At 47.2% G+C, this 22,754-nt stretch carries 18 protein-coding genes; 6 read left to right on the top strand and 12 right to left on the bottom strand.

Translation table 11 applies throughout. The features are described 5' to 3' along the window. Positions 1 to 196: 196 nt before the first annotated feature. Genes NC997_RS05395 through NC997_RS05375 form a run of 5 tightly spaced genes read left to right on the top strand, consistent with a single transcriptional unit; the run spans position 197 to position 4,236 of the window. Positions 197 to 826 (top strand): DUF4178 domain-containing protein, encoded by a 630-nt coding sequence (locus NC997_RS05395; RefSeq protein ID WP_190412641.1) that lies wholly within the window; start codon positions 197 to 199, stop codon positions 824 to 826. A gap of 7 nt (positions 827 to 833) precedes the next feature. Continuing rightward, positions 834 to 2,297: a spermine synthase gene (locus NC997_RS05390; protein ID WP_190528468.1), complete on the top strand. Its 1,464-nt coding sequence runs from the start codon at positions 834 to 836 to the stop codon at positions 2,295 to 2,297. Continuing rightward, a complete protein-coding gene (locus tag NC997_RS05385) occupies positions 2,290 to 3,348 on the top strand; it encodes a peptidoglycan bridge formation glycyltransferase FemA/FemB family protein (protein ID WP_190528466.1) in 1,059 nt (352 codons plus the stop codon). The genes NC997_RS05390 and NC997_RS05385 overlap by 8 nt, the downstream gene beginning before the upstream one ends. 36 nt (positions 3,349 to 3,384) lie before the next feature. Beyond that, positions 3,385 to 3,762, top strand: coding sequence for a DUF350 domain-containing protein (locus NC997_RS05380; protein WP_199306228.1), 378 nt, complete (start codon positions 3,385 to 3,387; stop codon positions 3,760 to 3,762). Positions 3,763 to 3,774: 12 nt separating this feature from the next. Next, the gene (locus NC997_RS05375) at positions 3,775 to 4,236 is read left to right on the top strand and encodes a DUF350 domain-containing protein (protein WP_347276135.1); all 462 of its coding nucleotides are present in this window, start codon (positions 3,775 to 3,777) and stop codon (positions 4,234 to 4,236) included. 1 nt (position 4,237) lies between these two features. On the opposite strand, the gene NC997_RS05370 is transcribed toward NC997_RS05375, so the two are convergent. The 7 genes from NC997_RS05370 to NC997_RS05340 all read right to left on the bottom strand — a co-directional run bounded on the left by NC997_RS05370 (position 4,238) and on the right by NC997_RS05340 (position 11,322). Then, positions 4,238 to 4,597 carry an S-adenosylmethionine decarboxylase gene (locus NC997_RS05370; RefSeq protein WP_190436997.1) on the bottom strand — a complete coding sequence of 120 codons (360 nt, stop codon included), beginning with the start codon at positions 4,595 to 4,597 and terminating at the stop codon, positions 4,238 to 4,240. An 11-nt stretch (positions 4,598 to 4,608) separates the two neighbouring features. Then, a complete protein-coding gene (gene coaBC / locus NC997_RS05365) occupies positions 4,609 to 5,823 on the bottom strand; it encodes a bifunctional phosphopantothenoylcysteine decarboxylase/phosphopantothenate--cysteine ligase CoaBC (RefSeq protein WP_190528464.1) in 1,215 nt (404 codons plus the stop codon). Beyond that, positions 5,824 to 6,036 carry a DUF2555 domain-containing protein gene (locus NC997_RS05360; RefSeq protein WP_190412635.1) on the bottom strand — a complete coding sequence of 71 codons (213 nt, stop codon included), beginning with the start codon at positions 6,034 to 6,036 and terminating at the stop codon, positions 5,824 to 5,826. A 228-nt stretch (positions 6,037 to 6,264) separates the two neighbouring features. Beyond that, on the bottom strand, positions 6,265 to 6,885 hold the full coding sequence (locus tag NC997_RS05355; protein ID WP_190528533.1) for a dienelactone hydrolase family protein: 621 nt from the start codon (positions 6,883 to 6,885) through the stop codon (positions 6,265 to 6,267). 24 nt (positions 6,886 to 6,909) lie between these two features. Next, a complete protein-coding gene (locus tag NC997_RS05350) occupies positions 6,910 to 7,539 on the bottom strand; it encodes a Crp/Fnr family transcriptional regulator (protein ID WP_190412634.1) in 630 nt (209 codons plus the stop codon). 320 nt (positions 7,540 to 7,859) lie between these two features. Beyond that, positions 7,860 to 9,722, bottom strand: coding sequence for a biosynthetic-type acetolactate synthase large subunit (ilvB, locus tag NC997_RS05345; RefSeq protein WP_190528461.1), 1,863 nt, complete (start codon positions 9,720 to 9,722; stop codon positions 7,860 to 7,862). A 343-nt stretch (positions 9,723 to 10,065) separates the two neighbouring features. Then, positions 10,066 to 11,322, bottom strand: a complete 1,257-nt coding sequence (locus NC997_RS05340) for an MFS transporter (RefSeq protein ID WP_190528459.1) — start codon at positions 11,320 to 11,322, stop codon at positions 10,066 to 10,068. 457 nt (positions 11,323 to 11,779) lie between these two features. Between NC997_RS05340 and NC997_RS05335 the strand changes: the two genes are divergently transcribed. Continuing rightward, positions 11,780 to 12,094: an RNA-binding protein gene (locus tag NC997_RS05335; protein WP_190412631.1), complete on the top strand. Its 315-nt coding sequence runs from the start codon at positions 11,780 to 11,782 to the stop codon at positions 12,092 to 12,094. Between the two features lie 463 nt (positions 12,095 to 12,557). Here NC997_RS05335 and NC997_RS05330 read toward each other — a convergent pair whose 3' ends face one another. From NC997_RS05330 to NC997_RS05310, 5 genes are all read right to left on the bottom strand, one after another. Next, a complete protein-coding gene (locus tag NC997_RS05330; protein ID WP_190528457.1) occupies positions 12,558 to 15,398 on the bottom strand; it encodes a hypothetical protein in 2,841 nt (946 codons plus the stop codon). A 105-nt stretch (positions 15,399 to 15,503) separates the two neighbouring features. Beyond that, positions 15,504 to 17,669, bottom strand: a complete 2,166-nt coding sequence (locus NC997_RS05325) for a hypothetical protein (protein WP_190528455.1) — start codon at positions 17,667 to 17,669, stop codon at positions 15,504 to 15,506. 230 nt (positions 17,670 to 17,899) lie between these two features. Then, complete coding sequence (locus NC997_RS05320; RefSeq protein WP_190528453.1) at positions 17,900 to 19,159, bottom strand: DUF4159 domain-containing protein; 1,260 nt, start codon at positions 19,157 to 19,159, stop codon at positions 17,900 to 17,902. Between the two features lie 61 nt (positions 19,160 to 19,220). After that, on the bottom strand, positions 19,221 to 20,300 hold the full coding sequence (locus NC997_RS05315; RefSeq protein ID WP_190528451.1) for a phage tail protein: 1,080 nt from the start codon (positions 20,298 to 20,300) through the stop codon (positions 19,221 to 19,223). Between the two features lie 185 nt (positions 20,301 to 20,485). Then, positions 20,486 to 22,693: a putative baseplate assembly protein gene (locus NC997_RS05310; protein ID WP_190528449.1), complete on the bottom strand. Its 2,208-nt coding sequence runs from the start codon at positions 22,691 to 22,693 to the stop codon at positions 20,486 to 20,488. Positions 22,694 to 22,754: the final 61 nt, after the last annotated feature.

The raw sequence follows: 22,754 nt of genomic DNA, 5'->3' as shown, positions 1-22,754 counted from the left end.
GATTATAAAAAATTAATATTTTTATGAAGTCTTATTGATTATTTTATGAAGTTAAGGGCTGTGTGAATATAATAAATGCTGCCTACGCTAAGTCGCTCTATTAACCAGCAAAAATGCCGGATATTATTTTAATAAAATAAACTTAAACTTAAGATTTTTTCTACATTCAAACAAAATTTTAGCAGAGCAAAATTTTATGTATCCCATTACTACGAAAACTCAACTTGAAAATTTACGTCCAGGCGATCGCATAAAATATTATGGCGTTCAGTGGCAGATTAAAGAATACAGCACTTATGACGATTCCTATGGATATGAAACAACGGAGTGGTTGCTAAAATCTCAGGCAGGAAAAGAATACTACTTGCTACGAGAAATTGATCCGCAAAATCCTGAATCCTTAGTCAATTGGTATCTTGCCGAAGAAATTTCAGACCCTAAGATATTTGAACCAGAATCACTGAATAATTTGGCTATTCGTTTTTGGCACGATATGCAAGGAGGAAAAATGCCTTACCCAGAATTACAAGCCTTGGGTAAACGCTATTACTTTGAATCATCAACCAAGGGTAATTATGAAGGAGATGAAGAGGAGACATCTCGAATTACGTGGGATTATTGGGACAAGGATCATCAATGGAATTTAGCAATTGAAGCTTGGCCTGATGGCAAACGACATATTTACTCTACCAAAATAGTAAAACCAGAAGATTTTTCTCACATTGAACGAGGAGCGAAGAAGAGTTTTTTGGAAAGCGTGATTTTCCAAGCATTAGTAGCCAGTTTCATGATGGCTTGCGGAATATTGTTGATGGTATTCGGATAGTAAAAAAATGCCTACATCTTTATTTATTGAACAACATAACAACGGATTGGCTTTTTATATCAATGGTGATTTGCAGTTTGATACCGCTGATGAAGCCATTTATCACGAGTATTTAGTGATTCCATCGGTAGCGCTGGCAGTCAAACGATTTCCTCACACAGAGTTGCAAGTCTTGATTTGTGGCGGCGGAGATGGATTAGCTGCACGGGATGTGTTGCGATTTCCTGAAGTTAGTCACGTTGATTTAGTGGATTACAACCCAGAAGTTTTAGAACTAGGGAAAAGGGTATTTAAGGATTTTAACGAGGGAAGCTTAGAAAGCGATCGCTTAACAATTTACACGCAAGAAGCTTTTGAGTTTTTATCGACACTCAAGGAAAAATCTTATCACGTTATTATTTGCGATTTCACTTATCCTAGTTGTACAGAAGATACGGCGATATACAGCCAAGAATGGTTTAAAACGATTAGCCGGGTTCTTTATCCAGGTGGGATTATTAGCACGAATGGTGTTTCTCCAGAAAATCGGACAACAGGTTTTTGGTGTTTATATCAAACCTTGTTAGCTGCTGGATTGATGGCAAAGCCTTTACAATTAACAATCCCATCCTTTCAAAGGCATGATTATGGCAATTGGGGGTTCTTCTTAGCGTCTCCAGTTGCAATTCAGCGTTCTGAAATAGAAGGAATTACCCTACCTGAAAATTTACAGGCGATCGCGCTTAAAAATCTGCTAAAAGTGTTTGAGTTTGAGAATGCGATCGCGCATAGCCGCCACAGCGTCAATATTCACACCCTGGATTGCCCGCAGCTATTTTACTACTTACTAAATCCTCATATTCAATCGCCTCAAATTAGCGAAGCAATTGATGAAAAAACCATTAATTTTTTAGACATTGAAGAAGCTGGAACTGGAGTGATAGGGTTGCGGGATCTCTTTCAGCTAGAATCAACCGCCCAAAGGTGGTTAGAAGAAGTTCAGGGTAATGAGATAGATACTAGCAAACTATTGCCGGTACAACATCCTTATCACAACCCAAAGATGACAGCAGAATGGTTAGCCCACCTTCAAAAATTACTATCAGAAATCGACTTATCACGTTTATTGGGAAGTATTTTAGAACGTGCTCAAGAACTGCCGCCTCAGATTGCCGCTGAACTAAAACAATTGTCTGATAAAATCCGCACTGGACAGCAAATTTTAACGCTATCACCACGAGCAGCAGAATTTATTATGATGCTCTCAGTAACTTTATTAATGGCCAATTTAGCATCTCCAGATGCTGTATTTGCCAAGGGATACTATTCAGGAAGTAGCCATTCTACTGGCTCTAGCGGCTATTCGGGAGGAAATACTTATTATAGCGAAGGAGACTGGAGTTGGTTCAATAGAACTATAGGATTTGTTTTGACGGCGGCTGGTGGTATTTGGTTGATAAACTTATTAACAAATCGCTCGAATAATGACTGACATTTTAGATGTAAATAATGGGCACAAAATTCAATTGGAAGAATTATCTTTAACCCTTAGACTACTAAATTCAGAAGAACGCCATCATTGGGACTTGCTTGTGCAAACTGCTCCCGCAGGATGCTTTATGCAGTCTTGGACTTGGGCAGACTTCAAAGAATTGGAAGGATATAAAACCTTCCGTTATGGTTTATTTTACAAGCAAGAATTAGTGGGAGGATGCATTTTTTATTTTTATCCCCATCCTAATAAAGCCAATTTATTAGTTGCTCCCGGTGCCCCTCTGCTACCTGAAAAATTGGAAAAAGAAGGAATGCAGATATTGCTGGAAGAAGCGGCATCTTTAGCTAAAAAAATAGGAGCGGTTGCCCTACGAATTGAACCTTTATGGCAGCAAAAACTAGATTTGCTTTCCGGGTTTATGCGTGCACCTGCTGATTTATTGCCCTCGGAAACTCTGTTAATTGATTTACAGTTAACAGAAACTAAAATGTTAGCAACTATGAAGCCAAAAGGACGATATAATTTGCGTTTGAGTTGGCGTCATGGTGTAGAAACTGAATTTAGAACAGACTCACAGGCAATTCCTGTGTTTTACGATATTTTTTGGGAAACGGTAAAACGCCAGCAGTTTTTTGGTGAACCCTACAAATTTTTCATTAATCTTTGCCAAACCTTATTTAAGGCAAATATGGCAGAGCTAGGTTTCGCAATCTGGCAAGGAAAAATATTAGCAGCTATCTTAGTTGTTTATTGGGGCGATCGCGCAACTTATCTCTACGGCGGACGTAGTTTTGAACATCCGGAAGTCATGGCAACTTACAGTTTACACTGGGCTGCAATGCAACGGGCAAAATCACGCGGTTGCACTTTCTATGATTTCTATGGTTTTACTCACGATCCTAATCATAGCTATGCAAAGTTTTCTCGGTTTAAAAGTCAGTTTGGTGGCGTATCAGTAAAAACTATCGGTGCTCATGATTACTTTTTTTATGACCAACTAGCAGATACAATGATTGGCTTATTACAACACTTAAAAATATCGAATTAATTGAATATCAAAGAAATATTGAGAAGGAGTTAAGTAGTGGAACAAGTTAGTCAACTAGGATTTATTCTTCTAGAGCTAGTCGTAGGCTTTGGGTTGTTCTGGCTGGGACAACTCGCTTACCAAAAACTATTTCGTCGCATGGAATTAAACTTGGAACTATTTGTTAAAGATAATCCAGCCGTAGCGATCGCTCTCGTCGGATATTACCTCGGTATCGTCATTGCGCTGGGTGGTGTTTTAGGACAACCTTCAGGCAATTGGCAGGACAAATTACTCAATTTGGCAAGCTATGGCGCAACAGTCATTTTATTCATGTTGGCTGGCGCTTGGGTAGGCGATCGCTTAATTTTGCGTTGCTTTGATTGTAAGCGCGAAATTCTTGAAGAACGGAACACAGGCGCTGCTGCTGTATAATTTGGCAATCACATCGCTAATGGACTCATTCTCAGCGCCGCACTCGGCGGGGAAAGTGGCACTTGGCTGGTAGGGTTTATCTGCTGGATCGTTGGCTTAGGCGTACTCGTTTTGGTGAGCGTTCTCTATCCTCGTGTCACTCAATACAATGTATTTGGAGAGATCGAAAGGCGCAATAATCCTGCTGCTGGTGTGGCGTTAGCGGGCTTACTTATTGCCACAGGTAATATCGTGCGCGTAGCATTTGCCGCCGAGTTTCAAAATTGGGTAATTAGTTTTACTCAATATGGTTTAACACTCCTATTTTGCTTAGCCTCACTGATTGTAATTCGCTGGGTAGCAGATTTAATTTTAGTGCCAGGAGTAAAAATATCAGACGAAATTGCACGTCAACAAATCCCGAACTTGGGTGCTGGACTAATTGAAGCTTTTGCTTATATTGCGGCTTCATTTTTAATCGCTTGGGCTGTTTAAATTAACCAGTAACGCAGAAATATTTCCACTGCTCATTATTGGAATTGTCGCCAATCTCCAAAGTAAGTAATTCAGCAAGAGTTTTTGCTTTTTCGTAATTATCTTGCTGATAATCACACACATGGATATCAACGGTAACTTTCCCTTCTTCAGGCCAAAAATGCAAGGCGACGTGAGATTCTTCCAGTAAGAGAACTGCTGATACTCCCTGTGGTTGAAAAGTAAAAGAAAGCTGACCAACGGGAGTTAGATGGGCATCTTGAGCCGCACTTTTTAATGAATCTAAGAAATCGGCTTCTGTCCAATCAAAAATAGATGGAGAAGCGATGAGAATCGCTGAAAAATGATGGGATCTAAGCACCGCTTGTCCTTTTAGCCAGCACCTTGAACAAAGTCAAATAAAGCGTGAGCCATCTGCAATTTACTACAGGGTTCAATCTCTACTTTGCGCCCTTGATTGTCAAGAAATACGGCTTGGTTGTTGTCGCTGCCAAAACCAGCATCGGCTTGATCGATGGGATTGGCAACAATGGCATCCAAATTTTTCTTCTGCAACTTCTCCAAGGCTGGCGTAACAATATCCCCAGTCTGGGCGGCAAATCCAATTAACTTTTGATGCGGCTGTTTGAGACTCGCCAATTCTGCCACGATATCGGGTACAGATTCTAAAGGTAATGAAGCAGGAAGCGATCGCTTCGGCAATTTCTGGGTACTATACTCGGCGGGTTTCACATCTGCCACCGCCGCCGACATTACAATCAAATCCGCATCGGGAAAACACTCTAACATCGCCTGCTGCATCTGCTGGGCGCTCATCACACTAATCAATTGCACTTTTTGTAGAGAGGCGATTAATGGTGTCTCCATTGGCCCATGCACCAGCGTCACAGATGCGCCGCGATGCAGTGCAGCTTGTGCTAATGCGAATCCCATTTTGCCAGTCGAAGGATTACCGATGAAACGCACCGGATCGAGATGTTCTCGCGTTCCTCCAGCACTAATTAAAACTCGTTTCCCGGCTAAATCTCGCTTACCGCCAGTGTGCAATAGAGATGTAATTTGCGGCAAAATTTCAGCAGGTTCTGCCATACGTCCAGCACCAACGCGATCGCAAGCTAACAGTCCAGCACCGGGACCAACACCGTGATAGCGTTTATCTGCGAATACCTGTTGCCAATTGCGTTGCACTGCCACCTGTTCCCACATATCCGTATTCATTGCCGGTGCTAACAGCACTGGACAAGTTGAAGCGAGGACGGTATTCGTGAGCAGATTGTCAGCGAAACCATAAGCTAACTTGCCTAAGGTATTCGCAGTGAGAGGAGCAATAACAAAAACCTCTGCCCATTCTCCCAACTCAATATGCAAAGGGCGTCCGCGTGTCGGCTGCCAGAAATTTTCGTCTGTATAAGCAGGATGACGGGACAGCGTTGCTACGGTTAGCGGAGTGATAAATGCTTGAGCCGAATCCGTGAGAATCGCCCGAACTTCCACCCCAGTTTTCGCAAGCGCCGAAATTACCTCACAAACTTTATAGGCGGCGATACCGCCGCCTATCCCTATGAGAACTCGTCTGCCACTTTGCATTTAAGCTTCATCGAAGGGTTGAAAATCCAGTAGGTAGAGGTAGGGTTCAACTAAATCTGGACGTTGAAAAGCGATCGCTCTGAGCAAATGCCAATCATCCAATCCTTCAAAAGGATTGGTGTAATTATCTTGCTCTAGCCGTACAGCCAGATGTTCCACTTCAGTTGCCGTTACAGCAGAAATATCCCGGTTGGAAATGCTAACAGTTGTCATTGACCGCGCCTCCCTCAATCTGCATCTGTGCCATGTATTATACAGATGCAACAAACCATTTTATCTTAACGCCATTACTGGCGATCGCTTAATATAAAAAACGTCAAGTTAGCGGGTCTACTAGCTTTAAACGGGAGATTTCACCGAGTGGGAATGGGGAATGGAAGGGAAGACTCGACACCCACTACCCATTTCACTCTGACGACTGCTATTAGCGGCTAGCGCCGATCAGATATTTGCCTTGACAAACTTCCGCATCACTTCTAAAGCTGCCGGTTGAACCTCATGCCCCATATCAAATTCCTGGTATTGTACCGATATTCCTAGTGCTGTTAAAGCGTCCCGTGCCTTCTGGGCAGCACTCAGCGGCACCACAGAATCTTGTCTCCCATGCAAAATTAATACAGGTGGATAAGTCGCATCAGGTTTTGGAGAGAGAGGATGCAAATAGCCGCTCAACACGACTAAACCCGCTAAAGGTAAATTCAATCCTACATCCAGCGTCATTGCTCCGCCTTGAGAAAATCCACACAAAATTGTGCGTGAAAGAGGGACTCCGGTAGAACTTTCTAAAGATTTGAGCCACTCAGTTAGCATTTGCTGACTTTTGACTAAATCCGCAGACTGCGAACCTCCTGGCTTTCCAAATTCGTACCACATTCGCCCCCCCGATACATAGGGATTTGTAAAAGGGGCATCGGGCACCAAAAACTGATACTCCGGTAAATTCAAAAATGGGGCTAAGGATGCCAACTGTTGGGCATTCCCTCCAAAGCCATGCAATACGACAATCAACCCAGCGGGCTGTTGATTCGTTGCCGATGGAACCGAAATTACTGAGAGAGACAGAAGCTTACTCCTAACAAATGCGACTCACCAATCAGAGATGCTGGCAAAGCTCTCATCTTTTAGGATAATGTGGCGATCGCAATCCAGGCTAATCGATCCCTGCTGCTGTAACTTGCTGAGCAATCGCGTGATTGTCACGCGGGTGGTACCGATGGCACTGGCGATATGTTGATGGGTGAGGCGTGCCCCCAGACGAGTTCCACCCGCTACAGGTTGACCGATTTCTTTTTTTAACAGCAACAACAGTCGCTGCAAGCGATCTTCGACCCGTCGCTGTCCGACAATGGCTAAAAGTGCCTCTGCTTGCCGCATCCGTCGTCCCATTTGCGGCAAAATCATCTGAGCTAGACGTGGGGAAGCTTCAATTTCTGTGACTGAAAACCATCTTAAGTAGACATCACAGAGCGCCGTTGCCTGATAGGCTTGCAGCAAGGTCATCCAAAGACCAAAGAATGTTGCAGTTCCTGCCCAACCCAGCAACACTTCTTCACCATTCGGGCAAAGGGTACTCAGCTGCACCAAACCTCGATCGATCTGCCAAATGCCCTGTGGCACGAGGGGAATTAGGTCTCCCTTGGCATAAAAATGCAAACGACGCCCTTCATTGGGATCGTATTGATCGATTGCTAGAACTGCTTTGGAAGTTGGAGGCATGGCTGTAATTATTTCCAGCTATGAAAATTTGGCGATGGATAGCCACTGCCACTGTAACCCCCTAAGGTAAAGGAGAAGTAATCAAAAGATTACTAAAGGCTTAAAGACGGTGATTTGGGAGTATTTTTTGATTGTGCTGTCGCACCTTTGAAGGGTAAAGGCGATCGCATCTAAATTGTTCCAGATTCACCCTAAAAATAAAGAGACTGGCGATTGATAGCCAGTCTCTGTTTAATATTCCAAAGGAAAAAATCGGTAATCCAAACGCTTAGAATCCATCAGCAATTGGTCAAAAACTCATCACCAATCACTGATTACCCTTAGATTTTGGTGCCGCAATCCGGACAGAAGTTGTTGCTAGCAATGTTTTTCGCACCGCAACCGCTGCAATAGACTAGCTCTGTGGCTTTTTCCAACTTGCGGCGTTCTGGCAAGCCAATCATTTGAGCGTTACTCTTGCCAGGAGCCACCATTGGGTAACAGTTTTCGTCCCGTTTAACTTGGGCTTCCAGCAAAACGGGGCCATTGTGAGCCAACATTTCGGCGATCGCATCTTTCAGTTCCGAGCGATCGCGGATCGACATTCCCTTAATACCGTATGCTTTGGCAAGCATCACAAAATCCGGCATCCCCACTTCCATATTTGAGGACGAGTAACGCTCTCCGTAGAACGCCTCTTGCCACTGACGCACCATTCCCTGCCAGCCATTATTGATAATAACAGTCTTGACATTTATGCCGTATTGTGCCAGTGTGCCCAGTTCCTGTAAATTCATCTGGAAACTGGCATCGCCGCTAATACAAATCACCTGTTCGTTTGGCAGCGCTACCTTAGCACCCATCGCCGCTGGCATCCCGTACCCCATCGTGCCTAAACCGGCACTAGAAATCCACCGACGCGGCCCATTTTTGAGAAATTGCGCCGCCCACATTTGGTGCTGACCTACGTCTGTCGTGTAGTAGGCTTGGGGAGCTTGATTCGCTAGTTCTGAAATCACCTCTTGCGGTGCCAGACTATCGGGGTATTGGGGCACCACGAGGGGATAGTCTTCCCGCCAGCGATTAATGCGTTCCAGCCATGCTTTCGTTTGATTTGGCTCAAAAGCCGCGTTGGTTTCCTGACATCGGCGCAGCAAGTCAATCAACACGTTCCGCACATCGCCGACAATGGGAACTTCCGGAGCGCGATTTTTTCCGACTTCTGCGGGGTCGATGTCAATATGAATGACCTTGGCGTGAGAAGCAAATTCATCCAACTTACCCGCCACTCGGTCATCAAATCTAGCTCCCACCGCAATCAGCAAGTCGCACTCGCTCACTGAAAAGTTAGCGTAGGCGGTGCCGTGCATCCCCAACATTCCCAGTGAGAGGGGATGGTTCTCGTCAAATGCACCAATGCCCATCAACGTCGTTGTTACGGGGATTTGGAAGAGTTCCGCCAGTTCCTGAATTTCTGCATGGGCACCAGATGTAATCGCGCCTCCCCCCACATACAGCAACGGCTGCCGTGCTTGCCGAAGTAAGGTACACGCTGCATTGATCTGACGAGGATTGCCCTTCACTGTAGGACGATATCCCGGCAATCTCACCGTATCCGGCTCCACCGGCACATAGTCAAATTCCGCTAATGCCACGTCTTTGGGCACATCAATCAACACGGGTCCCGGACGTCCCGTACTGGCGATGTGGAACGCTTCTGCCACAATCCGCGCCATGTCTTCGGGATCGCGCACAACATAGGAGTGTTTCACAATCGGCAGCGTAATTCCGAAAATATCGGTTTCCTGAAACGCATCGCTGCCAATCGCGTTAAGAGCCACCTGCCCCGTGACTACCACCATTGGAATCGAGTCCATGTGAGCTGTTGCAATGCCTGTCACTAAGTTCGTTGCCCCAGGGCCAGACGTGGCAAAACAGACACCTACCTTGCCAGTGGCACGAGCATAACCATCCGCCGCGTGAGCCGCGCCTTGCTCGTGTCTTGCCAGAATGTGATGAATCCCGCCATCCGTTTGTGCCCGATACAGTTCATCGTATATCGGCAGAATTGCACCACCCGGATAGCCAAAAATATGCTCAACACCGTGACGCTTCAGACTGTCAATCAGGGCAAAGGCACCTGTTCTGCGGCTGCTCATTTGACGTATTGATTCTTTTTCCGAGACGCTTTGCGATCGCACCATGAAACCTCTCACTATAGCTACGTTCTTTTTTAAGATTTCTATCTAATTCAGCATTAGAAATAGGGGTTTAATTCTTAAGTCTAATCCTGATATCAATTCCTGTCGAGGGATTAACCCCCCAAAAACTCGCGAGTGTTTATTTTCTGTGACTTTAAGGTTTATTGTTTCGGTTCACGCCACCAAGAAGGAGGTGCGCCAAGGATACTGGCTAAGGGCGGCTGACTTAATGAACGCGCCTTCAATTGGGTTGTAACGCTGAGCGCGTCCCCTTACCCAGCAAAAGGCAAAGGCGTTTCTAGGAAGGACTGGCTACAAGATGTTACTCCTCAGTCCTCCTTTCAAGCTAGATGACATCTTCTAAAACATTACGGGTACTGAGCCACGCCCAGACCCCAACGATATTCACAATAATGCTCATTCCCAAAAGAACGCCTCGCAAACCAAATTGATCCGTAAGTGGGCCAGCGATCGCTAGTGGCGCACTCAGTGCAATATTGACAGCATTATTCTGAAACCCAAAGACTTTGCCGCGCATATTTTCTGGGGTTGAGGCTTGAATCAGAGTTTGCATGGGTACGCCAATGAGCGAGGCACCCAGACCCAACAGGGCGCTTAATCCTAAGCCCATCCAGAGATTTGTCGTCAACGTAAACACAGCCAACACAAAGCCCATACTCAAAAAACCCACCAGAGGCAAAGGCTTGTGGTGGAAGCGATCGCCCCAATGCCCCAATACCCCCGCACCAAAAACCATACCCACCCCAGCAGCGGATAACAAAAAGCTAAATTGACCCGGCTCATTGAGACCGATTTCCTTCGCCAGCTCAATTGCCAGTACAGTTAAAGCCGCAAATACCGAATATAGAATCGTCAGCTGCACCATCGCAGTCCGAACTAGGCGTTTTTTCCATAAATAACGGAAGCCTTCCTTAAGGTCATTCCAAGGATGAACTGCCACCGAGCCAATCGGAATTGGAGTTTCAACGATTTTCACTAACTGGCTGAGACCAGCAGCCAATAGGTACAAAAGCGCCACCATAAGTTCTTGACTATACGTTCCCCCCCAAGTTCTGGCTAGACTCAACAGCGGCTCTCCCACAGAGAAACCGACAATCAGAGACCCCATCATGGTGGTTGTAAACAGCGCATTTGCTGTCATCAAATTTTCGCGCTTCACCAATAGGGGAATCGCCGCCTGCTCTGCTGGAGCAAAAAATTGCGTAACTGTCGAGAGCAAAAACGTAATTACTAAGAGAACTAAAAACTGCTTTGGCAATATCGGAAGCAATAGTATCAATAAAGCGCGAATCCAATCAGAAGCCACCATAATTTGCTTCTTTGGAAAGCGATCTACAAAAATACCGGCAGCTGAGCCAAAGAAGATTGCAGGTAGTGTGAAAGCTACCATGATGGCGGAACGCATAGAATTTGCCCCCATCAGCGACGTCTGATAGTTTTCCAGCAATGCAATCAACAAAATGAAGAAGACCTTGTCTGCTACCTGAGACACGATCTGCCCTACCCAAAGAATGAGAAAAGGCCGATTCTTCATCAGAGCGCGAAAGCCACTACCAGAAGCCGGAGGTTCAGCTGGAAACATAAGAAGAGTTCAGGAGCCTCTTGAGTACATCTTTAAGTGTGCGCTGGCGAGAGTCACTTGTGCCAGTCGAGTAGCCACTTTTTGTCAAAGTTCTTAAAAGCCACATCTGCCATAATCGCTATCCCACTCTATATGCTAAGAAGCATCCAGTCTCGTAAAGATTCCAAAACCCATGACTTTTCCCGCATCCGTAGCGGTTAGAACCCCTGTATAGCTGTTGTTTTTACCTTGTGTATAAACCGCAATGCTTCGCAGAAAATTGTCACTCTTTAAATTACGAAATCATTCCCTTGACAAATTTCATATTGTTTTCCTTGATGGCGAATGCCTGAAGCCCGATCCTGTGCTAAGTTAATCACTGAGAATTTAATTCGGCTAAGTGAGTTGGTTGTCTACGTTGACAGGCGTCTCTCCGAATCTAAGTCTCTACACCATCTGCAGAAAGCGAGATACTTCCATGTCAATCTATGTAGGCAACCTATCCTACGACGTCACCCAAGAAGACCTCAGCCAAGTTTTTGCCGAATACGGAACTGTTAAGCGGGTTCAGCTACCCACTGACCGCGAGACAGGCCGCCCACGGGGTTTCGGTTTTGTAGAAATGGAAACTGAAGCTGAAGAAACGGCTGCCATTGAAGCTCTAGATGGAGCGGAGTGGATGGGTCGAGATTTGAAAGTTAACAAAGCCAAACCTCGTGAAGATAGAGGACCCTCTGGCGGCGGCGGTGGTAATCGCAGACCCAGTAGCGGTGGCTTTTCTCGGCGCTACTAAGTTTTAAGACAAAAACATTAACAAGTCTAGTCTCCAGCAGATTGACACTTCCACTGCTCCACGCTGTTTTTACTTTCTATATATAGAATGGGCGTTCTAGCAGTGGATTTTTATTTAAAAATGCTGACATTTCTAAAATCCTGAATTGTTAACTTTCCTTTACATTTTTGTTGACATCAGGTATTAAGTAGTGCTGATTCAATAAAATTTTGACGGTTTTTAGAAACTTTTTAGTCGAAAATTCCCTACTTCCTCAATTAAGAGTGACAGAGCTGTAGGGGGAAAAAGCTAATTAGATGCATTACCCCCAACCCCAAGACCTAGTCAGTAAGTAGGATTAATTATTTGTGGGATGGGTTAAGCGATCGCGTCACCCCTGTAAGTGTTGGGCTTGCTAGGTCAATCCCACCTCCAAAAATCTTCAATTGAATTGCTTCGCTTACTTACCCAGCAGTTAATTCAGTCAGTCAGGACGGGGGGGTAATTCAGAGGGCGAGAGCGAACCTGGTTCGCTGGGGGTTGGTACGGTAGCAGGATTGGCAGGAGTACCAGCGGCAGGAGTAGCAGTGGCAGTACCGGCAGCAGGGGCACCCGTGCCAGAAGCCTCTGGGGTACCAGGGGCAGAGGTTGCGGCGGGGGCACCCGCTGCTCCGGGAGGGGGCGCTGGGGGCAGCGGCGGTGGGACGATTGGAGCCGGGGCTAAGGTAGGTGGAGCGGGGACTAAGGTAGGTAGAGCCGGGGCTAAGGCAGCAGGTGGCGGTGGGGGTGGCGGTTCAAAAGTTTCAATGGTAACTGCTCTGCTAATTTGTTCGCCAGCTCCATTGGTGACTTGCAGCGTAATCGTTTCACTACCCGGTTTCTGACTGAGAGTGTAGGGGATACTGCCCTGAGCGGGAACCGTACCGGGTGCCGGAAGCAGCTCAACTTTAATATTGCTGCCGCCTTCTACTTTCCAAGATATTTTAATAATTTCACCAGGTTTTACCTGATTGACTGGAACAATATATTTGGGTAAAGCTTCTTGATTGTTGATTTTAAAATTAACAATTCTCGAAGGTTGGGCTGTAATTTTAATCGCATCCGTCTTCTTGGAATCTGATGGTTCCTGTTGTCCTGTATTGGGAACGACCATCATTTCAAAGATGTAGTCTCCTGGTTTGCGGGCATCTGTAGGCACATTTTTACAGATTAGCGCTGCTTCGGCAGTACAGTATTTTGCCAAACCCTTTGCAACACCTTTGCTGAAGTCAAACCGCTTCAATACACTATTTACCGTACCGTCAGGCGATCGCCCGATCAACTGCAACTCTTTGATCTGCTCTGGATTCACGACTCTCCAATTGAGGTGAATTTTATTGGCATTGGTGGGCTTACCAGGGACTTCTGCATAAATCGGTCTTGTAGAGGAAAACTCGATAATTTTTGGGGGAGGCTCCGGTTCAATTTTGATCGGACTGGTCTTCAGCGTATCCGATGCGACATCTTTTCCTTTTTTGGAGAAGACTTTCAGTTCAAAAACATAGTCACCGGCTTTGCGGGCATCTGTCCGCACATTTTTGCAGATTAAAACCTGACGAATCGCGCAAAATGACTTGAGTTGCTCTGGAACACCCTGGCGGAAATCGTAAGAAATGGGTTCAACGGTAGCTGTACCATCGGGCGATTGCCCGGTGAGCAAGAGCGACTGGATCTGATTTGGGTGGCGAATTTGCCAACTCAGACGAATTAAGTCATCTTCAGAGGCTTGATAGAGAGCATCTGAAGAGCTAAATTGAAGAATTTTTGGCGACGGCTTTGGCTTAAAGAAGATCAACCAAATCAGGAAAGCGATCGCTACCAGAATTCCTAAAGAAAGCAGTAGTACCAACAGGAACTGCCACCAAGGACGGGGTTCCCAATACAACGTCCCTTGTGGGGCATCATTAATTAAGGGCAACTGCTGCGTATCTTCAACTTCAACGCCGAAGCCGATCAACCTCCCTCCCCCATACAGAGGGCGACGCCACCACTTAAGCGGTTTTACCTGAACTTCGGCGATGGCTAAGGAAAAAGGCGCTATCCGTATCAAGGAAGGCGACACCGTGTAAGAACACACATCCTCCTCATCCAAACTTTTGGCTCGCAGGATAACCTCGCGCGAGGTGTTGCCCCCATTGTTTAATCTGAGTTCGTACAATCCGGATAGGCGTCTCACCTTACCGACCAGGGTGCGGAATTCTACGGTCAGAAGGTAAGTCGGGAGAATTTCTAGGTAAATGACATCCAGCAATACCAAGTCTGGATTGTTAACAGAATATAAGCGAACGGTAGGATAGTAAGTTCCTGCCAGCGCGTCCATTGGCGGGTTTAACACCAGCAGAATTTGCCCAGTATCTCCGGGGTTGAGGTCTAATCCTGTCGTCGTTGTCACCAGTCCCGGCGACTCTAGCCCTTCCGGATAACGCACGCTAAACCATTTCTCGTCCAAATCCGGGCACATCAGCCGAAACCGATCGACTCTGGCAGAGCGGTTGTGTACGTTCACCACAACTTGCAACAGCGAACCGGGTTGGAGACGAGCCGGAACCGCAGAACTGGTGATTGGCTGAAGACTAAAGGTAGGATCGCTAACCCGAATGGCAGTCTCAATCGGCGGTAAAACCTGAAGTCGCGCTTGATGGCGGATCGGGGTATCTTCCGGGTAGTGCTGCGGCGCATCGACGACCAACAGGTAGGGGTAGGTGCCCGGTTTCGTCTCGACTGGCACCTGAAACTGAAAGATGACCTCGCTGGTAGAGTTGGAACCTAACGCCAGTCGCTGATGGGGAGAAGTACACCACTGACGGAGCGGTTGGGATACTTCATCGATAAAAATATCAATTAAGGCGCTTTGATTGCCCTTGTTGCTGACCGTGATGCAGAGATCGAAGGTCGCTCCGGCGACGAGGGCGTAGTCTCCGGAAGGATTGAGGATCACCGCGAGGGGATTACCGGGAGCCAGCGCTTGGTGGATGGTTTTAGGCAACTGCTGAGCGCCTCGTTTGGCAGCAAGACGCATCCGATAGCGTAATTCGCCTGCTACTTCCGTCTCCTGTACAAAGCCTTGAGCAACCAGATCGTCCAACAGCGCGATCGCTACGTCTTCCCCTGAGCCTGTACGATCTGCCACCTCAGCCAGACTAACTTCGGATTTTTTACGCATCATCCATTGCACGATCTGTCGCTGGGACTCAGGCAGCGTCAGGACATCGACCATTGTGAGACCACCGGCTTTTTCATCCTGTCTCTCTAAGGAACCAGCATCGAACGGTTGTCTCGTTGTCATTGTTTCCCTCCCCAGAAATAAGGACTGAGGAGACGCGATAAATCGGCGTCTCTACACGGCTGAAAACTCAGTGAGGCTTCTCGCTCAGTTCTCCGTTTTTTCACCTCAGTTTTGTTGGTCGCACTGTAGTTGGGGTAGCCGATCCGCACGTTTTAACCTCACTTCAGTATCGTCACTACCACTCAGCACAAAGATAGAGTTTCCGACCGTCTTAATATCTACACTATTAATATGCCAAGACTGACCAAACGAGCCATCGATTTTTCTGCCTTTTAACTGAGAATCCCGCTTACCTTCAGCAGTCAGAGGCCAAAGCATCACTCGTCCGTCATCCCCTCCACTCACCAAGTAGCAACCATTTGCGCTCAATGCTACCGAGCGAACTGACTTGCCGCCATGACCATCCGACCATTCATCCAAAACTTCACAAGGTCCCTGCTCGGCAAGACATTTTTGCATATTCCATAAGGTAATGTACCCCTGGTTATCAGCAGTGACTAAAAGATTCGGCTTGTATTCAGCACTATCCAAGCTGACGATGTAATCTTCCTGACCTCCTTGGCGAGGATAGGATACGCGCCCCCACTTGTCTTTTGCCAAATTCCAGACGACAAATTGGTTGAAGCGTCCTGCGATCGCTAGGTTTTTATCCGCTTTTCCCACCAATGCCAGAGCATTCACGACAAAATCAAATTTCTTCCCTCGCAGCGGTTGATTGGTAGCGTTAGGATTGTCGAGGTCGCGTTCCACATCCCACACTGCAACTAAACCACTCCCGTGACCGCTTAATAGATAACGCGAGTCTTTGGTGAATTCTAGAGCTAAAACCCGATCGTCCTTTTGGAACGAGAAAGAATTTATCGGTTGCTTTCTTTCTCCCGATACATTCCATAGCTGGATCTCTCCATTCTCCAAGCCTGCGGCAACCACATCATTGTCTACTGGTTTATAGCGGATGACCCGCACAGCTTTACCCGCCTTTCCCACAACTCCCATTTGTTGATTAAGCAAGGGATTCAGAAAGCCTGAAGTGCGCCATCTAATTGCGGTTTGGTCATTCGAGCCAGTAATGAGTTGCTCTCCGAGTCCATTAAATTGCACCGACGTGACAGAAGCTTTGTGTCCCCAAAATGGGTTGTAAGGGTTTAACCACGACAGCGCCCAGAGCAAGAAAAGCAGCAGGATTAATCCAGTTAACTGCATCCAGATAGGGAGAACTGGCCGGACAAGCAGTTTCAAGATTTGGGTGTCATTTCGGACATCTAAGCGCTCATCCGACACAATCGCCTTAACTTCCAAAAGAAATCTTTGAACTGAACCCAACCACCGGCGTTTCCTCGTACAGACTAGCTGTAATTGAGTCGTCTCACCTGGCTTCAGGTCTGCCACTTCAGGGATGATCTGCAAATGGAATCTCCGCCGATCTTCCGCATTGACTTCGCAACTTACTTGCTGAGTTAAATTGCTGGCATTCTCAAAATTGAGTTTGTAAGTTGCGGAGTTAGACTTCCATCTCGGCAGCCAATTTCGCGATGGAGGGATTTGCTGTAAGGCTGGGGTGCAACTGAAATCTATAAATCCCGCAGCAACAACCTTAATGGCTCCTGCATTCTTTGATGGAGGACCATTGTGCTGAGTACATTCAACGGAAAAAGGGTATAACTGGCTGGGAGCAAGGGTGGCAATGGGTATTTGGCATAAGAAACTTGTTTCTACCTTGCTACCGGGTGCAACTTGCAGCCGTCGTTCGGCACTCTCGGCTAGCCAAGTCGGCTCTATGCCCGCAAAATGTAGCACGACGTTGGTGGACAGTTGGCTGGGATTGTATACCCAGACTGGTATTTCGATCAAATCTGTCGGATGAACAACAAATTCTCGGACTGGCAGCTCAACCTGCATGGGGATAGAGCCAGTTCCCTGCTCAATGGATATCCTCAGAAGTTGTCTTTCTTCTTCCCGCAGTTCCATTGAGAAGATGCGGACGGTGATATTCATTTTGCCGACAAACCCAGGAACGGGCGTGTCAGTAATCGCTACATAAAACTTTGTACTATCTCCAGGGGGTGTTTTGGCGCTAATTCCTGGAGATAGTTTATACCAGGAATTAGCTAAACTAGAGTCAGCACCAGCGGCTAGTAGTTCTACTTGAAAAGTTGCAAATTGATTGCTTTCATTTGTAACTGTTACTTCAAAGGCAGCTTGTATACCTCCCGGTTTGTATCGAAGTAGCTGGGTGGATAATTTAGCGTAGATTAAACTTTTATTTACCATCGAAAATATACCTTTTTAGCGATAGCAGTCTTATTTAATTGAGGAAAGCTACCTTTTTTTATGAACTGCGAAGACGCAGAGGGCGCTAAGAAAGAAGGAAAGAAGCGAAAATTTTATTAGTTCATTAGAATTACTCTAGTATCTAGATATCTAAATAACTGTTACTCGTTACTCGCAACAAATAAGAATACCGGAAAAATGCCTGGTTTTTGTTTGGGACAGAGAATTTTTTAAAATTGTAATTTGTCAAAAATCGCTTGTTTGACAGACGGTTTAGCAACGGTTGACACAGGATTGTCTGCCCTTAATAATTGGGTGAGTTGCCGCTTGCGCCATGCGAAATGCAGAAGGTTTATTCCTAATTCTTGGGCGGTACGAATCGTTTCTCGCGGTAGTAAAAGCTTGTCATCTAATCCCCATGCTGCTGAGAGATTGCCAACGACTAAGATAATTCCTCCTCCATAGCCGAGTTGAATGGGCTGTTGATTTAAACTAGGTAAGGCTGCAAACAAGAAAGGCTGTGTCCGCAAGGGATGATTTCGGCTCAAGCGTTTGATATCCTCTAAAGGAGTTCCGAGTTGTTGAGCGATCGCCATGATGCTCTCAATCAGTTCTATGGCATCGGTAGCAGCATCAACTAGCAGAACACCCCCTGTCTCTAAATAATTTTTGAGGGCTTCAAATTCTCGATCGTTGAGAGAGAGTGCTTGACGACCTGTAAAGTAAAGCAGGTCATAGCCTAAAGCGGCAAGCGGCAAAGACTTTTCGGCACCCAAAAAGGGAACTTGTCCTATCAGATCCGCTCCCTGCAAGCTTGGGTAAAGTGCAGGAACCGAATTGAGTAAGTACGAAAGATTGGAAAAACTGCGCCCATCGGCAGGTTGCTGCTGCGTCACTTGGGCAACGCGGACAACTGCTTGAGGACGCGATCGCGCGATCGCTCGATAACGTAAATCTAAGCTATTAACTGCCGGAAAAAATACATCCTTGGGATTCTCTAATTCCTCTGACTCAGATTGCAGAAAAATTCGGCACAATTCCACTTCCATTTCACTCGGTGGAGTGGTCTTTTCATCAAGCCGGAAGGTTTCTTTTTCAAATTCACGAGACTCTTTCCGGCGCAATTTTTCCGGATCTACGTAACTAATCGCTAGATAAACCATCTGCGGATTTTCTGTCAGCGTCTCACCCGACACCCGAAATTCAATCGGTTCGGAAACAACAATCGGATTCCCCGCTAAATCAATTGCAATTCCCGGCTGAATTTGTACCCAACGCCCATCCCGGAATTGCGGCGCGACTTCCGCAGGTGCTGCAATCAAGCGCACGCCCAAACCGCAGACAATTCCTGGCTGGTTAAGAGACTGATAATGGATATTCTGCCGCTGTCGATGGTACTCATGCGCCCGACGCCAACGGTCGGCATTCATCAACAGACCATCAGTAACTTGGAGACGTTCTAAAGGATTCGTTGGGGGTGGTGGAAACATAATGATTAATGGCTAATTAATGATTGCTAATTATTAATGACTCATGGTTTTTTTACTCAGATTACCCACTACCGATTACCTCTGCGATATCCAGATCGTAAGTGCAGAAAGCCGGTTTTTCTTGGTCGATGATGTGCCGCACCAATCCTTCATCGACTTGACCAGGTCGCTCAGGTCGCAGGCGTACAATGAAGTGATAAGGACGCCCACCACCCAACATGGAGTCTTCGCCAAGGCGGGTTTCCCCTAAAAGGAAACCTTTACCAAAGATTTCTTCAATACTAATGTGCTTATCAGCTTCTTCAGGGAGATGCTCATCGAGTGGCAAGTCTGTATAGAGATGTAGATAGAGCCGCAACCCCCGTCGCGTTCCTCGCCAGCGATAAAGTTCTACCGCCTGACGAATCAGATATCGCTGCCGATTTAGACTCCAACGGGCGTCCATCGGCCATGCTACCCAGTGGGCAAGAAAGGGTAACAGCGTCGCTGGCGCAGTTAACGGATCTAAATAAGCCCACAGGAGATCCATCGACTGCACTGCGGGTTCAAAAGTCTCCTCAAAAATCTTCAAAAAGCGACCAATAAAGTCTACTTCCCGATAGAGACTGGGCAAAAAATCCAGGTAGAGACTGCGAGGACGGATATAGAGGTTGAAGGCTGCGGATTCGATCAGTTGTCTGGCTGGTGTGACAAGCCCGCCCGTGCCTCCTTGCTCTGTATAGTACACATGAAGGCGGCTATGATAATCGACGACTAGGGTTCCACCCGACTCTAAAGACTGGTTATTTTCAAAGAAGTTGGCTGGAATTTGGAAATATAACACCGCATCCATCTGCTGACCTGGAGCAATTTCATGACCCTCCATCCCAATGCGATACCACTGGCTTGGGAAGTTGCCCTCAAGTTGCAGGTTCACCTGTAGAATTCGGGTTCCCAGGTTTTTTAGCTGCACCACCATTTCACTGGGTTCGCCTGGATACACGAGCAATTGATTGCTCGTCATGCCTTCGGTACTGACACTGCCAGTGAGTGCCAGGGCATTAGCCGTGCTACTCGCCCCCATTGGCTGAACTGCCTCGGCAAGCTGCATGGGGGTGAGTGTCAGGTGTAAGATTTTACCGTGCGACGTGCTTTGAGTCATGGTCTGTGGTGAGTGCTGAAAATCAGGGGTGAGGGCGGAAAACTCAGTGAAAAATCAGACAGTGGAAAGCCAGAAGCCAGCAGTTAAAAATTGAGAAGAACTGATACTACTTTCTCATTCTGTTCACACTTGCACTGAGTCCGTGCTTCGCACCGCTTCGCTAACAGTCCTCATCCCTCAGTCCTTTATTGAATGAGGTTGACGACATGACCGGAGCGCAGGCGAGTGTTCAGCCAGGAACAGACTAGCCCTAAAGGGCCGGGATCGATGACCGGATTTTGAGGCAGTGTACGAACCCAGGTTTGTTCCTGCTGACGCAACTCAAACAGCTGCACCACACCTAAATAGCGAACGCCTGGAATTTGCTGGAATAAGGTGACAATGTCTGAAGGATAAACGGGGCGTCCAAAAGGCCAGCCTTTCCCATCCATTCCGCCAGTAAGTGGGTTGAGGAAGCGGTACAACGCTACCCGTAATTTCAGCAGAATTTCTTCTTGGGCGCGGGGGTTATTGTACTCTGGCTCCAGTGCCACTTCAGTTTGAACAGACACTCCGACATATTCAGGTGCTTGCAGACGCACTTGCACTCCCAGCAGTCGTCGCTCGTTCAGGTAAGCATGGATTTGCTCGCTCAGTTGAGGGCTGAGGGAAAATAGGTCTGGGTGAATGCCTTCGCCTCGCGCGATCGCATCCGTATTCGCCTGGGGCACCAGCATCAGTCGAACGGTTCCGGCTTCGCTACTATCGGTAGGGGTCAGACAACGCGCACGAGCAACGCCACCGCCTGCTGCCTGTAGTGCCAGTACCTCAAAATCTTCGGGGGTAACAGCGCGATCGCGGGTGCGGAGCATTGCTGGCACTCGGACGACGGCATCTTCCAAAGATTCGGCGTCGGCACCGTTGCGGGCGGGGGTATGGTTAATGACTCTGGCAACGTAGGGAACGGCTGACTTGGGGATAGTAATGGTTCCCCGTTGAACATTGCCTTTTCGACCTCCTCCCGTGCGGTAAGCGACCATGCGAATCGCGGAGCCTTTGGGCGGCACTGCACCATATTGACGCTCTAGCGATCGCACTTCTTCAGGACGGGAACTGGCATTCAACAGGCGATCGCTTACAAGGTGCTGCATCTGCGTTCTCGCGCGCAACTGGGTCTGCTGCTGGAGTTGGGCGGGTTCTCGAATCAGGGGGCCAAACTGAACCATCCCAGTCCGCGAGTCAATCGTGTAGTGAAGATCCTGAGGGCCAGAATCAGCAAAGTCATTGACTTCTGTCCAGATTTGAGGCAAGGCTCCAGGCGGACTTACCAAAATGTATTCATCTTCCCGCCGTGTCAAGACAGGAACGCCTTGCAATTGGAAAGTTTGACCGGGCGTACCCTCGCTTTCTCCCAAAAGTTCATTTCTAATCTGTTCGCATTGAGAAGCGAGGACGGTACCGCCAATCGCTCTCGCCGACAAACTCACAATCCGCGGGGAACTACTGTAACCCGGTTGCGTAGGATCGATGTGACTGTAAACGCAGCGCAGCCAACGACCCTGGTAGGTGAGAAAGTGGCTCACAGGCCAACGTTGGGGCAGATGTAGCACGACGTCCCCACTTTGGAGGGGATTGCTCCCAGTCCGGGCGAATTCGCTGAAACTAAATCCTTTAGTGCCATCATCGGCTTCCTGCAACAAAACCGGCTGCCAGTACGCGCCATTCCAAGCTTCCCAGCGGCGAGGAGGCGCGTCGGGATTAATCCCAGTAGATGTCGCAACTTCTCCTTTAAACTTGACTGCCAGAACATTCCCTTCGCATTCGTCCTCCGGGTCGAATACCAGATAAAAGCAATTTCCCGACTGGGGTTGCTCATCAAAAAAGGCTAATTCTCTGCCCATCCACTCACCGTCTGGGCGCAGAGTCCAAAGGTTCGTGAAGCGATCGCGCAACATTTGGGGAGTATCTTCAACCGTCTGAGCGGTTAGAAAATGTCGGATACTGGGCTTGCCAATCACCAGGGGCTGGTTGGTACTGAAGACAATCGCTTGCTCAGTTTCTGTCCTGACGGTCGCAATTTCCACCCCAGATGGAATCGTATACGGTTCGGGCAAAGCAGCACTTAGATAAAAAGTCAGGTCTGTCTGAGCGGGAACCGGAGCTTGTAGGCGAACCCCTAGCAACTCTAAAAAAGCAACGTAGTTGCGACGGGGAACTTGATTGAACCGCAGCAACATTTGATCGGTCAGCCACGCAAATAGCTCAATCAGCGTGATGCCAGGATCGCTAGGGTTATAATTCGTCCACTCCGGACAATAGCGAGGAATCCGTAGAATGCACTCATCTACTAAATCTTTGAATGTCCGATCATCTAAATCAGACTTCGGTAACTTGGGTAAAAAATCAAAGTCCATTATTAATAAATAATCGGTAACTAGGAATTGGTAATTAGTAATTGGGCAAAAGTTATAGAAA

Origin of the sequence: Trichocoleus sp. DQ-A2 (assembly GCF_039961915.1) — a bacterium.
In the GTDB taxonomy this organism is placed as follows: Bacteria; Cyanobacteriota; Cyanobacteriia; order Cyanobacteriales; family FACHB-T130; genus FACHB-T130.
The sequence above is the reverse complement of the archived record's forward strand: the minus strand, read 5'-3'. Positions and strand labels throughout refer to the sequence as shown.